This is a genomic window from Nocardia heshunensis, assembly GCF_054782115.1.
Map to the genome: position 1 here is coordinate 202,734 of NZ_BAAGTC010000004.1, position 14,145 is coordinate 216,878.

Below are 14,145 nucleotides of genomic sequence, written 5' to 3' on the forward strand. Positions count from 1 at the left end.
GGGTGCTTCGGCTGACAAATCGAAACGCTACGTTTCGATTCGATTCGCGTCAAGACCGCTGCTACCGTTGCCCCATGCCGACCACCGATCGACCCGCCCGCACCGGTGGGCGGGTGCGCAGCCAGGACGCGCACGACGCGGTCCTCACCGCCACCACCGAACTCCTCGAGGAAATCGGGTACCGGGGCATCACCATGGAGGGTGTGGCGCAGCGCGCCGAGGTCGCCAAGAGCACCGTCTACCGGTGGTGGAAATCCAAGCCCCGGTTGGTGATGGACGCCTATCAGCAGACCGTCGAGCAGCGCATGCCGGTGCCCGACACCGGCGAGATCCGCGGCGATCTGCTGGAATTCACCACCCAGCTCTACGCGGTCGGCGCATATCCGGTGCGGGTCAGGGCACTTCGCGGGCTGATGGCCGAAGCGCAGCTGGATCCGGCCTTCGCCGAGGTCTTCACGGAATGGGCCGCGGGGCGGCGGGCGGTCATCATCGGACTCCTGGCGCGGGCCGCGGACCGCGGCCAGGTGTCAGCGGATATCGATGCCGAGTACGCGGCCGATCAGCTCTTCGGCGTGTTCTGGTACCGGCTGCTCACCGACCGCCCACTCGATCCGGCACAGGCCGGAGCCCAGGTCGACCGTTTGCTCGCCGGGCTCACTCACAGGTGACGACGGGGACCGGGTCGTACTTGACGGTTCGGGTGTGGCGGGAGATTTCCTTGCCGGTCTTGGCATCTCGGATGACGCGGGTGTCGGAGGTGGTGAAACCCGGTGCGCCGGAAGAGGGGATGCAGTCCTTGCCCTTGGGGAGGGTGACGGTTTTGGGTTCGGTCGGTTTGGTGCGGTCGCCGGTGATGGATTCGACCTCAACGGTTTTGGTGCTCCACAGGCGGACCGTAATGGTGGAGTCGTCGGCGACGGCGTCGATGACCACGCCGTAAGGGGTGTTGTTGCGGAACTTCAGGTCGATTGCGCCGTCGAAGACGGTGGCCTCGCGGGCGGCCGGGTAGCGCGAGATGTAGTAGCTGTGTTCGGTGTGGCCCGCGTCCTCCAGGCCCGCGAAGTACGAGGCGTTGTAGAGGGTGGTGGCGAACTGGGAGATGCCGCCGCCGACGGCCGTGGCGGGGCGGCCGTTGTTGATGATGCCGGATTCCACGTAGCCCTGGGCGGTTCCGCGTGGGCCGGTGAAGTCGTTGAGTGAGAACGTTTCTCCGGGCTTCACGACCGCGCCGTTCACCTTGCGGGCGATCACGCGGATATTCACGCCGGAGGGTCCGCTGAAGCCGCCGGTGGTGAACGAGCCGACCGGCTGCTCGACACCCATCTTGTTGGCGTCGTCGGTACTCAGCTTCGGTTGAACCTGCTGGTAGACCACGGCTTTCGAACGATTGCCGGATGCGGTCAGCACGGCGGGCAGCCCGTCGAGGGTCTTGCCCCAGTCGACGAGCGTGCCGACCACGGCGGGGCGGACGGTCGCGCGGGAGCCGGACAGATCGAAACTCGCGTCGGCGGGCGGCACCTCGGTGGGCTGCAGCTGCGGGGCGAGCGCCGCGGTGAGGGCCTCGGCATTGGCCGAGAGGTCGAGTCCGCCTTGGTCGTTGGCGCGGAAGGAGAGCGCGCCCGCGAGCTGGGCGGGGTCGAGGGTGGCGTCACCGCCCTGGCCGGTGAAGGTGAACGGGCCGCTGACCGCCGGTCCGGCGACCTGTTTCAACGCGCGGTCCACCGCGTCGGCACGCACGTGCGGCTGCGTGTCCACCACCGGCAGTACCAGTTCCGGGCCGTCGGCCCAATGCTCGGTCAAGGCGGCGCGGGCACGCGTGACATCGAGCACGCGTCCCGGCACCGGCTGCACCGCGACCGGTCGCGCATCCTCGAAGACCACGCCACCCTCGACCGGTTCCCGATCGTGCGCCCGCAACGCCGTCAACTCCCGATCCATGGCGCCGGCGTCGACGGTGACCGCCGGTTCCACGCTCCGGGTGGTGAAGAACGAAGCCAGCCGCGTGAACGGGTTCTTCGGCTGCTCGCCGACCTGCGCCCAGGTCCCGTCCCAGTCCACACTCAATCCGGCGTCACGCGGCACCAACTGGGTCCGCTCATCACCGGTACGCACCGTGAGCGGCTGTGCCACACGCTGATCGAGCGTCGTCTGCAACCGGGTCCGCGCGGCCGCCCGATCCAGCCCACCGATCTCGATCCCGGCAACCTGCACCCCGCGCGGCACATTGCCCGACGAGAGCGACAGATCGACCACGTATCCGATCCCGGCCGCGGCAACCAGCACACCTGCGGCGATTCCGGCCCGGCGGGCCGCGGTCGAGTTCAGAAGTTGGCGTACGCCAGGACTTTCACCGGTCACGGGCATCCTCCCCAGCTGTCAGCAAATCTTCTGCAACGATAGCCGGGGACAGAAAAAGAGCTCCGTGCGGTTGCCGGGTCGGGGGTCTGGCAACAGCACGGAGCCACCCCTTCTATCGACACCTGTTCCAGGGCGTTACACACCGTTCCATCCGATCGGAAAAAAATTCGCAACCTTCGACAGGGACAATCGGGACGGACCGGCAACCTACGACGCGAGGAGCCACCCCTATGCAGCTCGGAATGATCGGACTCGGCCGGATGGGCGCGAATATCGTGCGCCGCATCGTGCGCGACGGGCATACGGCGGTGGGCTACGAGCGCCGCGTCGAGAATGTCGACCAGCTCGCCGCCGAACTCGGCGAAAGCTTCCAGGGCAGTACCGAGTTGCCCAAGTTCGTGGCCATGCTGGATGCCCCGCGGGTGGTGTGGGTCATGATCCCGGCGGGTGCGACGGGCGCGGTCATCGACAGCCTGGCCGAGTTGCTGGAACCGGGCGACATCGTCATCGATGGCGGCAACAGCCGCTACCACGAGGACATCGCACGCGCGGAGGCATTGCGACCCAAAGGCATTCACTACGTCGACATCGGCACCTCGGGTGGCGTGTTCGGGCTGGATCGGGGCTTCTGCTTGATGATCGGCGGCGAGGACAAGACGGTCGGTTATCTGGATCCGCTCCTGCGCTCCATCGCGCCCGGTGTGGATGCCGCGCCGCGCACGCCCGGCCGCACCGGCGAGCCCACGCCCGCCGAGCAGGGCTACCTGCACTGCGGCCCGGCGGGCGCGGGCCACTTCGTGAAGATGGTGCACAACGGCATCGAGTACGGCGCGATGGCCGCCTACGCCGAGGGTCTCAACATCCTGCACAAGGCGAATGTCGGCAATCAGACCGACACCGAGCATTCGGCCGAGGTGACACCCCTCGAGCATCCCGAGTTCTACCGCTACGACATCGACATCCCCGAGGTCACCGAGGTGTGGCGGCGCGGTTCGGTGGTCGCCTCCTGGCTGCTGGATCTGACCGCCGCCGAGCTGTACGCCGACCCGAACCTGGATTCCTTCGGCGGCCGGGTCTCCGATTCCGGCGAGGGTCGCTGGACCCTGGACGCGGCCATCGACGAGGGCGTCCCGGCCCCGGTGCTGGCGGCGGCACTGTTCCAGCGCTTCGCCTCCCGCGGCGAATCGCTCTATGCCGACAAAATGCTCTCCGCCATGCGGCAAGCCTTCGGCGGACACCACGAATTGCCGCAGGGCTGAATTCGCCACGCCCCGCCAACAACCCCGGACATACAGTGGCGCACTCGGTGTCGATGGCGAGAGATCGGCGTCAGGGCGCTACCGTCGGGGGCATGCGCCTTGCTCCGGGGATCGTCGTCGCGGTGACCGCCCTCGCCCTCTCCGCCTGTTCCAGTGGCTCGAACTCGTCCAACGAATCGGCCTCGAGCAGCACGCCGACGCCGAGCAGCACCAGCACCACCACGCCGCCGACAACGACTCCCGGGCAACAGGATTGCGCGGCGGGGTATTTGTCGCAGTTCACCCAGCGTCAGAAGCTGGCCCAGCTGTTGACCGTCGGCGTCACCGGTGAGGCCGACGCCGAGAATGTGGTGAAGACCGAGCAGATCGGCGGCATCTTCGTCGGCAGCTGGACCGACAAGGCCATGCTCGCGCAGCATCAGCTCGATGCGGTCCAGAAGGCCTCGCGCACACCGCTGATGGTGACCATCGACGAGGAGGGCGGGCGGGTCTCGCGGGCCAAGGACCTGATCGGGGTCGCGCCCGCGGCGCGGGTGGTGGCGCAGACCATGAGCCCGGACGAGTTCTACACCTTCAGCCTGGATCGCGCGAAGAAGCTGAAGGCGCTGGGCGTGACGGTGGACTTCGCCCCCGATGTGGACGTCAGCAGCGAGCCCGACGATGCGGTGATCGGCGACCGCTCCTTCTCCGACGATCCGGACGTGGTGGTGCAGTACGCGGGGGCGTTCATCCGGGCCATGAACGATGCCGGGGTGGGCAGCGTCATGAAGCACTTCCCGGGCCACGGGTCCGGTTCGGGCGATTCGCACACCGGCGCGGTGCAGACGCCCCCGCTGGATCAGATGCAGACCAAGGATCTGGTGCCGTTCCGCAAGCTGGTGGATTCGGGTGCCGCGGTCATGGTCGGTCACCTGGACGTGCCCGGGCTGACCACCCCGAATGTGCCCGCCAGCATCAGCCCGCAGGCGATGGCGTTGTTGCGCCAGGGCACCGGCTACGGCGCAGCACCCTTCGACGGGGTCATCTTCACCGATGATCTGGGCGGCATGGCGGCCATCACCAAGCGCATGAGCATCGAGGACGCGGTGGAAGCCGCCCTGATCGCGGGGGCCGACAATGCCCTGTGGATCACCACCGATGCCGTTCCGAAGGTGCTCGATCGGCTCGAGGACGCGGTCAAGAGTGGCCGCCTGTCGGGAGCCCAAGTGGATGCCTCGGTGTTGCGCATGGCAAAGTTCAAGGGCTCCGCGCCGCACTGCTGAGAATCCGCCCGCTCGACCGCTGATTCATAGCAAATCAACGGCAATTCACACTCGCGGAACTTACCATGGAGTAAGATAGGAGCTTCGATATGTCCTAGGAGTGTGAATGGCTGGCGGAACGAAACGGCTTCCTCGCGCAGTGCGCGAGCAGCAGATGCTCGACGCCGCCGTGGAGGTCTTCTCGCGCAAGGGGTATCACGACACCTCCATGGATGCGATCGCCGCCGAGGCGAAGATCTCCAAACCGATGCTGTACCTGTACTACGGGTCCAAGGACGAGCTCTTCCGCGCCTGCATCCACCGCGAGGCCATGCGCTTCATCGAGGCCGTCTCGGTGGCTGGCAACCCCAAGCTCACCCCGCACGAGCAGTTGCGCGCCGGGCTCGAGGCGTTCCTGACCTATGTCGACCAGAACCGGCTGTCCTGGCAGGTCCTCTACCGGCAGGCCCTGGGGCAGCAGCCCTTCGCCTCCGAGATCGCCAACAGCCGCGACCGGGTCATCGAACTCACCGCCAAGCTGCTGGAATCCAGCGCCAAGTACGCCGAGCCGGGCACCAATTTCGAGGTGGTGTCGGTGGCCGTGATCGGCGCGGGCGAGGCCATCGCCGACCGGGTCGCCAGCGGCTCGGTCGATATGGCCGAGGCCGTGAACCTGCTCGACGACCTGGCCTGGCGCGGTCTGTCCGGCAGCAAGAAGAAGGCCGAACAGATTTAGGGGCAAGCTGCCCGTCGTTCCCTGAACTACAGTCGCAACGATCGAGATTGTGGGACGGCCGGATTCGGCCGGGGAAACGGGGACGAGAGTTGTTCGGCTTGCTCAAGCCGTGTGCGCACAGTGCGGCGCGCCACGGCATCGAACCGTCGGCGTGGCAGACGCACCTGTGCGGGCTTTGTCTGGGATTGCGGGATGGGCATGGTCAAATGGCCCGCGCCGCAACCAATACCGATGCGATCGTGCTGGAAATTCTCACCGAGGCGCAGCAGGCACTGCCGTCCGCCCGCAGCGCCGCCGGGCCGTGCCCGCTGCGTGGGATGCGGCGGGCGTCGGTGGTGGCGGCCGACGCGCCCGGCGTGCGGCTGGCCGCCACGGCCTCACTCCTGCTGGGCGCGGCCAAGATTCGCGACCATGTCGAGGACGGTGATGCCCATCGCATGGCGCGTCGACCCCTCACCCGCGTCTCCACCCGCTGGCATGCCCGGGCCCGGGACGCCGCCGCGCCGCTGGGCCTGGATGTCGAGCCGCTCATCGCCGCCATCGAATCCCAGCTGCGACTGGAGAATTCGCCCACCAGCACCCTCGACGAACTGACCGGCCCGACCCAGCTCTGCGCCGGGGAGCTGTTCGCGCACACCGCGATCCTCGCCGACCGCCCCGAGAACGCCGACGCGCTGCGCGAGGCCGGTTGGCATTTCGGCCGCATCGCCCACCTCGCCGACGCCCTCGAAGATCTCGAATCCGACCGCGCCCAGGGCCATTTCAACCCGCTGCTCGCCACCGGCACCAGTCCGGAACAGGCGCACGCCTTGGTGGCCGAATCGAACACCCTCCTCCGCGCCGCCCTCACCCGCGTCGCCCTGGACCGCACCGCGACCATCCGGTGGATCCTGCTGGACCCGCTCGGCGGCGTGGTCCGCAAACTCGGCCGGGCAGCGGGCATTGCCCACACCTGCACCGCCGGAGCCTGTCGCACCGCGCGTACCGACGCGCCGAGCACCGTCACCGAATTGCTCGAGACGAGTCCGGGCGTCTTCGAGGGAGGCGCCGCCACCCGGCCACGATTCCGTGCTCTCGCAGGTCTTTCCACGCCGGGTCGGCTCGATCGAATCCGAGTTCTGGCTGGCCGAGCGGCTGCCCTGGCACCGCACGCCGGACAGCCGTGGCCACCGCCCGGACCCGGCCCGCAGTTCCCGCCGCCCGCACCGGGACCACAATTCGTGCCGCAGGGACCCGGTCCCGGCCCGCAGTATCAGCCGTGGCAGCCGGGTGCGCCGTTCACCCCGCAGCCGGGCATGATGCCGCCCGGGCCGGGTATGCCGCCGCCCCCACCGCCGCCGCGGGGGCCGAGCCTGCTGGAGGGGCTGGGGATCATCTGCACGCAGTACTGCACCGGGTATGCCTGCTGCGCATCGCACACCGGGCCGTGCAGCGGCCATCACAAAGGGCCCTGGTTCGACCGCGGGTGCCGCGATGACTGCTGCGAGTGCGGCTGCAACTGCGGCTGTGAATGTTGTTGCGAGAGCTGCTGCGACGGGTGCTGCGACTGCAGTTGCTGACGCGAGGGTGGATCCGGTCAGGGCCGTGTGATCGCGGTGCAAGTGACGCGCAAGCACGGGTGCGCAACCTGGGTTCATGACAACGGCACAAGTTCCGGTTCTGGTGGTCGGCGGCGGGTTGGTCGGGCTGTCCGCGGCGCTGCTTCTCGAATACCACGGTGTTCCCTATGTTCTGGTGGAGCGGCGGGCAAGGGCTTCGACGCTGCCGCGCTCGCGCGGGTTGCACATCCGGACCGGCGAGATTTTCCGGCAGGCCGGGGTGGAGGGTCGGATTCTGGAGGCGGCGCGGAATGCGCTGAAGGCCGGGCAGTTCGGCGGGGCGTGGACCGGAGAGTCGGTACGATCGGCCGAGTCGCTGGATCTGTCGGGGCTGCGGGCGGCCATGACGAACCAGGACCCCAGCCCGTCGCAGTTCGTGTTCCTGCCGCAGGATCTGCTGGAACCGGTGCTGGCCGACGCGGCCCGGGAAGGCGGCGGTGACCTCCGATTCGGCACGGAGCTGGTGGAATTCGCGCAGGATGCCGATGGCGTGACGGCGGTGCTGCGGGATGGTTCGGGTTCGCGGTCGGTGTTGCGCGCGGAGTATCTGATCGCGGCCGACGGTGCGAGCAGTCCGATCCGGCGGGCGCTGGGCATCACCGGCACGGAGATGCCGCCGACGCATCACTATCTGAATGTGTTCGCCCGCGTCGATCTCACCGGGATCCTCGACGGTCGCGGCTTCAGTCAGTGCGAGATCACCGGGCCCGAGGTGCGCGGACTGGTGCTGTCCAAGAACAACACCGACGAATGGTCCTTCCACATCGAATACGAACCGGCCGCCGAATCACCGGGTGACCGGTCGGACGAGCGCTGCGTGGCGGCCATCCGCACCATGGTCGGCGCGGACGACATCGACGTCACCATCCTGGCCCGAAGTGCCTGGGACACCGGCACTTTCGTGGCCGACGAGTATCGGCGCGACCGTGTCTTCCTGGTCGGCGATGCCGCACACCGGCATGCGCCGTGGGGCGGTTACGGCGGCAATACCGGGGTCGCCGACGCACACAATCTGGTGTGGAAGCTGGCGGCGACGCTGCGCGGGACAGCCGGTCCGGATCTGCTGGATTCCTATGCGGCCGAACGCCGCCCGCGTGCGTCCGTCGCGGTCGAGCAGGCCCGCCTGGGCACCGATTTCCCGACCCGCTACGGCATCGCGACCCCGGACAATGCGGCCGACCTGGCCCGCAAGCTCGACATGTCGTCGATCATGACCCGCTACCGCTACAGCTCGACGGCCGTCCTCGACACCGAGGACCCGGCCCCGCACGTGCCCGCCCTGCGCGGGCAGACCGGAACTCGCCTGCCGCACTGGTGGATCGACGCGGGCTGGTGGACCGCCTCCACCCTGGACCTGTGCGGCCCCGGCTTCACGCTGCTGGTGTCCGGTCCGGCCGGAGCCTGGCGCGAAGCCGCCGCGCAGGCGCAGCGCGCAACCGGCATCGAACTGGCCGTGCACGCCCTACCGGCGAGCGACTGCGCCGAACACGCCGGCCTCGCCGCGGGGCAGGCGCTACTGGTCCGCCCCGATCACCACCTCGCCGCCGGACCCGATTCGGGCTTGACCCCGGCCTGGCTGGGTGCGGCGCTGGCCCTGCTGACGGGTGAAAAGGTAAGAGCCGCACACCGTTCCGGCCGGATGTAGAAACCCCTGCGTGGCGACATCCGAGGGTGGAACAATGTGCGGCTCTTCACCCCCATCGGGTCGGATCGCCTCGCGGCGGTCCGGCCCGAAGTTACGGGTGACTGCTTGTCACTGTCAGCGCAGCGTAGCGGTCAGGTGCGGGTAGCCCTTCTTCGGGTTCTTCAAGGAGATGTCCCACCCACCGGACACGTGATCCGCGTAGAGGTTCACCGTGGAGGGCAGGAAGATCGGCTTGCCGAATTTGACCGCGTAGGTGGTCTTTCCGGGAATCCGGCCCTCGAGCGCGCCGAGCACGGTGGCCGCCGACCACATGCCGTGCGCGATCGGCTTCGGGAATCCGAAGGCCTTGGCGCCCAGACCCGAGGTATGGATCGGGTTGTGGTCACCCGACGCCGAGGCGTAGCGGCTGATCATCTGCTGATCGACGCGCAGCGCCTTGAGCGGCGGCGGCGGAACCTCGTCCGGCTTGGGCTCCGGCTTCGGCCCGCCCGACAGCGAGGTGCGCTGCTGGTGCAGGAAGGTGGTGACCTGACGCCACACCAGTTCCCGGCCCACACTGACCTCGGTGACGGCGTCCACGAGCAGGCCCTTGGGGTGCTCGCGCAGGTTCTCGATGTGGGTCTCGAAGTCCAGCGGCTCCGACACCGAGATCTCGCGGGTGCGCTCGATGACGTTCTCCGCGTGCACCGCACCGACGGCCACGAACGGGAAGTCGCGGGCGACGACCAGTTGCATGGCCAGCGGGAAGCTGAGCACGAACGGATAGGTCAGCGGCAGCGCGTCATCGAAGCGCAGGCCGGTGGCCCGGCAGTAGGCGGCCAGGTGATCGGGATCGACCTTGAAGCCCTCGAGCCGGACCGTGCGGTCCGGCAGCACCGGCTTGCGGGCCGACAGGCCCGGTACCGGCAACGCGCCCAGCGCGGCCTTGACGAACAGGCCGCTGTTCTTGGGCACCTCGGTGAGGTTGATGGTCTGCGACATCATGCTCCGATCAGGGCCTGGCCGCAGACGCGGATGATGTTGCCGGACACCGCGTTCGAGGCCGGGGAAGCGAAGTAGGCGATGGTCTCGGCGACGTCCACGGTCTGACCGCCCTGCAGCAGCGAAGACAGCAGGCGTCCACCCTCGCGGGTCGCCAGCGGGATGGCGGCGGTCATGGCGGTCTCGATGAAGCCCGGGGCCACCGCGTTGATGGTGATGCCGTGCTCGGCCAGCTTCGGGGCCTCGGCGTTCACCATGCCGATGACACCGGCCTTGGACGCGCCGTAGTTGGTCTGGCCGCGGTTGCCCGCGATACCGGCGATGGAGGACACGTCGATGACGCGGCCACCCTGCTTGAGCGCGCCCCGGGCGACCAGGCCCTCGGTGATGCGGTGCGGCGCAGCCAGGTTCACGTTCAGCACCGAGTTCCAGCGGCCCTCGTCCATGTTGGCGAGCAGCTTGTCGCGGGTGATACCGGCGTTGTGCACGACGATGTCGATGCCGCCGAAACGCGCGGTGGCGAATTCGGCCAGCTTCTCGGCGGCGTCGGGGGAGGTGACGTCCAGGGCGAGCGCGGTCGCGCCGACCTTGTTCGCGGTCTCCGAAAGCGCTTCACCGGCGGCCGGGATGTCGGCCACGATCACGGTCGCGCCGTCACGGGCGAAGACCTCGGCGATGGTCGCGCCGATGCCGCGGGCGGCACCGGTGACCACGGCCACCTTGCCCTCGAGCGGGCGATCCCAGGAAGCGGGAGCCGTCGCGGCGTCCTTGCCGACCCGGAAGACCTGACCGTCGACGAACGCCGACTTGCCCGACAGCACGAAGCGCAGGCTGGACTCCAGACCCGTTGCGGCCGTGGCGGCTTCGGGGTGCAGGTAGACCAGGTTGGAGGTGGCGCCGCGCAGCAGCTCCTTACCGACCGAGCGCGTGAACCCCTCGAGCGCGCGCTGGGCAATCTGAGCGTCGACCGAACCGGCCAGCTCCGGGGTGGTGCCGACGACCAGCACGCGACCGGACGCGGCGAGGCTGCGCATGGCGGGCTGGAAGAACTCGAACAGCTGCTGCAGATCTTCGATCGTGCGCAGGCCGGTGGCATCGAACACCAGCGCGCCGAACTTCACGCCCGGGGTGACGGCATCCACGAAGGTGTAGTCGCCCAACAGGTTCCGCACGGCGTCGGCGACGCGGCCCTTACCGCCCAGCAGCACCGGCCCGGGGAGGGCGGGCTCGCCCGCCTTGTAGCGGCGCAGCGACTCCGGCTGCGGCAGGCCCAGCTTCGAAGCCAGGAACGCGCCGGGGGCGGAGTGAACGAAAGATCCGTAGAGGTTGGGAGCGCCCTTGCTCTTGCTGGCAGCCACGTTTCTACCTTCTCCTTGGTCTCGCCCCGCCGACGGCAACATTTCAAGAGCGGTCTTGCGCACATTGCGGGGTACGGTGTCGACAATGAACTTACTCCAGAGTAAGTTTAATGTAAACCGACTGACGTGCTGCCCGCGGGATAGCGCGTGCCGGATTTCCCACCGACGAGACACTGGAGACTCGAGTGACCACCAAAGCCCGTTCGGCGAAGGCCGCGGCCAAGACCACCAAGCAGGCGCGTCCGGTTGCCATCCTCGGCGGTAACCGCATCCCGTTCGCTCGTTCCGACGGCAAGTACGCCCACGCCTCCAACCAGGACATGTTCACCGCGGCCCTCAACGGCCTGGTCTCCCGGTTCGGCCTGCAGGGCGAGCGCCTGGGCATGGTCGTCGGCGGCGCGGTCCTCAAGCGCGTCGGCGAGCACGGCATGATCCGCGAGAGCGTGCTCGGCTCCACCCTCTCCCCCTACACCGCGGCCCACGACCTGCAGCTCGCCTGCGGCACCGGCCTGCAGTCCATCGTCACCGTGGCCGACGGCATCGCCCTGGGGCGCCTCGAGAACGGCGTCGGCGGCGGCACCGACACCACCTCCGACGCGCCGATCGGTGTGAGCGAAGGCATGCGCGAGTGGATGCTCGACGCCAACCGCGCCAAGAAGAACTCCGACTACGTGAAGCTGGTCGGCCGCCTGCGCCCGTCCATGGTCGGCATCGAGATCCCGCGCAATGCCGAACCGCGCACGGGTCTTTCGATGGGTGAGCACGCCGCCATCACCGCCAAGGAATTCGGCGTCTCCCGTGAGGCGCAGGACGAGCTGGCCTACCTGTCGCACAAGAACATGGCCGCCGCCTACGACCGCGGCTTCATGGACGACCTCATCACCCCGTTCCTCGGCCTGACCCGCGACGACAACCTGCGTCCGGGCTCGACCATCGAGAAGCTGTCCACCCTGAAGCCGGTCTTCGGCGTCAAGCTGGGCGACGCCACCATGACCGCCGGCAACTCCACCCCGCTCACCGACGGCGCGTCCGCGGTGCTGCTGGGCTCCGACGAGTGGGCGGCCTCCCGCAACCTGGAGCCGCTGGCCTACCTGGTCGACTCCGAGGTCGCCGCGGTGGACTACATCCACGGCCCCGACGGCCTGCTGATGGCCCCCACCTACGCGGTGCCGCGCATGCTGGCCCGAAACGGCCTGAAGCTGCAGGACTTCGACTACTACGAGATCCACGAGGCCTTCGCCTCCGTGGTGCTCGCCACCCTGCAGGCGTGGGAGTCCGACCAGTACTGCAAGGAGCGCCTGGGCCTCGACGGCGCGCTGGGCCCGATCGACCGTTCCAAGCTGAACGTGAACGGCTCCTCGCTCGCCGCGGGCCACCCGTTCGCCGCCACCGGCGGTCGCATCATCGCCCAGACCGCCAAGCACCTCGCGGAGAAGGGTGGCGGCCGCGCACTGGTCTCCATCTGTGCCGCGGGCGGCCAGGGCGTCGTGGCGATCGTCGAGCGCTAGCTCACCGGGGCTACGCCCCTGAAACCCTTGGGAGAATGGGGACTTCGCCCCCGGACCCCCTTCGAGGCGGTATCCGGTCCACGCGGACCGGATACCGCCTTCGTCGTACTCAGGGCTGAACAATCAAGTTCCGGGTGCGGCGGGCCAGGTCGGAGATGTGGACGCTGTCGTAGCCCGCGACCGCGCTGTGGACGGTGTTGTGGAACGGGGTGGTCCACTGGGGTGGGAGGGCGGTGGCTCCCGTGCGGATGCCCGCTATCGAGCCTGCGGTCGCGCCGTTGGAGTCGGTGTCCCAGCCGCCCTGGACGGTCAGGGCGATGGTTCGGGTGAAATCGGCGTCGCCCCACAGCAATCCGGCGGCGATGAGGCAGGCGTTGCCGACGGCGTGCACCCAGTTGTAGTGGGCGTGGCGCTGGTGGATGGCGGCTACGGCCTGCTCCCAGGACTTGCCCCGGCGGTGGTCGTCGCGAACTTCCGAGAGGGCCACGGCGAGACGGGAACCCGGCGGGATGACCGCTTGTGCCGCGGTCAGGATGTCGGCGGGGGCGGGGGTGGTGAAGGCGGCCGCGACCATGGCCGCCGACCACATGGCGGCCCATAAACCGTTGCCCACGTGGGAGATCGACGCCTCGCGGGCGGCCGCCATCGCGGCGCGGCGGGGTTGGCCGGGGTGGGTGTAGCCGTGGATGTCGGCGCGGATCAGCGCGCCGATCCACTCCCGGTAGGGGTTTCGGAAGGTGGCGGTGTCGGGTGGGGCGTAGCCGTCGATGAGGTTGCGGTAGGCGACGCGTTCGGCGGTGTAGGTCTGCAGGAACGGCAGGCGTTCGAGCCACAGGGCGGCCACATCGTCGGCGGTGAAGGCCGGGCCACGATGTTCCAGCAGGTGCACACCGAGGATGGTGTAGTCGATATCGTCGTCGCGCGGGCAACCGTCGATGCGCCCCAGAGTCGCTGTGCCCCAGGACCTTCGACCCATTGCCTCGGGGGGCAGCGGGTCGGCGACGGGGACGTAGTCGCGCAGCGGATACGCGTCGTTCGCCCGCAGGTACTCGCGGATCCGTCCCGGCGTCCAGAGGAAGCCGTTCTCCAGCGGCTTGCCGAGCGTGCACCCGGCACAGCGGCCGAGCCAGCCGCCGTGGATCCGGTCCAGCAGCTCTGCCTCGGCGATCGACGGGCGTGATTCCTGTTCCACGCCAGGGAGATTCGCACTCCACGGCGCGTCGACCCATTCGGTGTACGGCCAGTCCGGCAACCGGGGGGCGCGCTCGACCCGGTCCAGCAGCCGCCAGCAGGCACCCGGGATCGGATGCTCGACGTGGGTCAGGTCGTGTACTTCCTCGGTGAAATCCTCGACCGCGTAACCGGATTCGTCGCGCTGACACCATTCGTAGTAGAGCAGCGCGCGTGGATCGGCCTCGTGATGGCCGAAGAAGGCCGCTTCTATGGTCACAGCACCGCCTG

Annotated in this window: 11 protein-coding genes; 7 read left to right on the forward strand and 4 right to left on the reverse strand. The window is 68.7% G+C overall.

Annotated features, from left to right (window positions below; translation table 11 throughout):
- The first annotated feature begins 74 nt into the window (after positions 1-74).
- Positions 75-668 carry a TetR/AcrR family transcriptional regulator gene (locus tag ACYVN4_RS13570; protein ID WP_460720906.1) on the forward strand — a complete coding sequence of 198 codons (594 nt, stop codon included), beginning with the start codon at positions 75-77 and terminating at the stop codon, positions 666-668.
- Here ACYVN4_RS13570 and ACYVN4_RS13575 read toward each other — a convergent pair.
- On the reverse strand, positions 655-2,358 hold the full coding sequence (locus tag ACYVN4_RS13575) for a VanW family protein (RefSeq protein ID WP_460720909.1): 1,704 nt from the start codon (positions 2,356-2,358) through the stop codon (positions 655-657). The two genes, ACYVN4_RS13570 and ACYVN4_RS13575, sit on opposite strands and share 14 nt — an antisense overlap.
- Before the next feature lie 230 nt (positions 2,359-2,588).
- Between ACYVN4_RS13575 and gnd the strand changes: the two genes are divergently transcribed.
- The 5 genes from gnd to ACYVN4_RS13600 all read left to right on the forward strand — a co-directional run bounded on the left by gnd (position 2,589) and on the right by ACYVN4_RS13600 (position 8,837).
- Positions 2,589-3,617, forward strand: coding sequence for a phosphogluconate dehydrogenase (NAD(+)-dependent, decarboxylating) (gene gnd, locus ACYVN4_RS13580; protein WP_460720911.1), 1,029 nt, complete (start codon positions 2,589-2,591; stop codon positions 3,615-3,617).
- Between the two features lie 92 nt (positions 3,618-3,709).
- A complete protein-coding gene (locus tag ACYVN4_RS13585; RefSeq protein WP_460720913.1) occupies positions 3,710-4,879 on the forward strand; it encodes a glycoside hydrolase family 3 N-terminal domain-containing protein in 1,170 nt (389 codons plus the stop codon).
- A 106-nt stretch (positions 4,880-4,985) separates the two neighbouring features.
- Positions 4,986-5,594 (forward strand): TetR/AcrR family transcriptional regulator, encoded by a 609-nt coding sequence (locus ACYVN4_RS13590; RefSeq protein WP_460720915.1) that lies wholly within the window; start codon positions 4,986-4,988, stop codon positions 5,592-5,594.
- Between the two features lie 98 nt (positions 5,595-5,692).
- Positions 5,693-7,153, forward strand: a complete 1,461-nt coding sequence (locus ACYVN4_RS13595; RefSeq protein WP_460720917.1) for a DUF5685 family protein — start codon at positions 5,693-5,695, stop codon at positions 7,151-7,153.
- Between the two features lie 76 nt (positions 7,154-7,229).
- Positions 7,230-8,837, forward strand: coding sequence for an FAD-dependent monooxygenase (locus ACYVN4_RS13600; protein WP_460720919.1), 1,608 nt, complete (start codon positions 7,230-7,232; stop codon positions 8,835-8,837).
- Between the two features lie 114 nt (positions 8,838-8,951).
- Here the strand turns inward: ACYVN4_RS13600 and ACYVN4_RS13605 are convergent, their stop codons facing one another.
- Together ACYVN4_RS13605 and ACYVN4_RS13610 are read right to left on the reverse strand one after the other, a co-directional pair.
- Complete coding sequence (locus tag ACYVN4_RS13605; protein WP_460720921.1) at positions 8,952-9,821, reverse strand: MaoC family dehydratase; 870 nt, start codon at positions 9,819-9,821, stop codon at positions 8,952-8,954.
- Positions 9,818-11,218: a 3-oxoacyl-ACP reductase gene (locus ACYVN4_RS13610; RefSeq protein ID WP_460722627.1), complete on the reverse strand. Its 1,401-nt coding sequence runs from the start codon at positions 11,216-11,218 to the stop codon at positions 9,818-9,820. The genes ACYVN4_RS13605 and ACYVN4_RS13610 overlap by 4 nt, the downstream gene beginning before the upstream one ends.
- 143 nt (positions 11,219-11,361) lie before the next feature.
- Here ACYVN4_RS13610 and ACYVN4_RS13615 point away from each other — a divergent pair, with 143 nt between their 5' ends.
- Positions 11,362-12,684: an acetyl-CoA C-acetyltransferase gene (locus ACYVN4_RS13615; protein WP_379358691.1), complete on the forward strand. Its 1,323-nt coding sequence runs from the start codon at positions 11,362-11,364 to the stop codon at positions 12,682-12,684.
- 109 nt (positions 12,685-12,793) lie between these two features.
- Here ACYVN4_RS13615 and ACYVN4_RS13620 read toward each other — a convergent pair whose 3' ends face one another.
- Positions 12,794-14,134, reverse strand: a complete 1,341-nt coding sequence (locus ACYVN4_RS13620; RefSeq protein ID WP_460720933.1) for an ADP-ribosylglycohydrolase family protein — start codon at positions 14,132-14,134, stop codon at positions 12,794-12,796.
- Between the last annotated feature and the right edge of the window lie 11 nt (positions 14,135-14,145).

Coding starts and splice junctions, on each gene's coding strand:
- ACYVN4_RS13570 (WP_460720906.1), top strand. CDS start 75: ATGCCGACCACCGATCGACCCGCCCGCACCGGTGGGCGGGTGCGCAGC.
- gnd (WP_460720911.1), top strand. CDS start 2,589: ATGCAGCTCGGAATGATCGGACTCGGCCGGATGGGCGCGAATATCGTG.
- ACYVN4_RS13585 (WP_460720913.1), top strand. CDS start 3,710: ATGCGCCTTGCTCCGGGGATCGTCGTCGCGGTGACCGCCCTCGCCCTC.
- ACYVN4_RS13590 (WP_460720915.1), top strand. CDS start 4,986: ATGGCTGGCGGAACGAAACGGCTTCCTCGCGCAGTGCGCGAGCAGCAG.
- ACYVN4_RS13600 (WP_460720919.1), top strand. CDS start 7,230: ATGACAACGGCACAAGTTCCGGTTCTGGTGGTCGGCGGCGGGTTGGTC.
- ACYVN4_RS13605 (WP_460720921.1), bottom strand. CDS start 9,821: ATGATGTCGCAGACCATCAACCTCACCGAGGTGCCCAAGAACAGCGGC.
- ACYVN4_RS13610 (WP_460722627.1), bottom strand. CDS start 11,218: ATGTTGCCGTCGGCGGGGCGAGACCAAGGAGAAGGTAGAAACGTGGCT.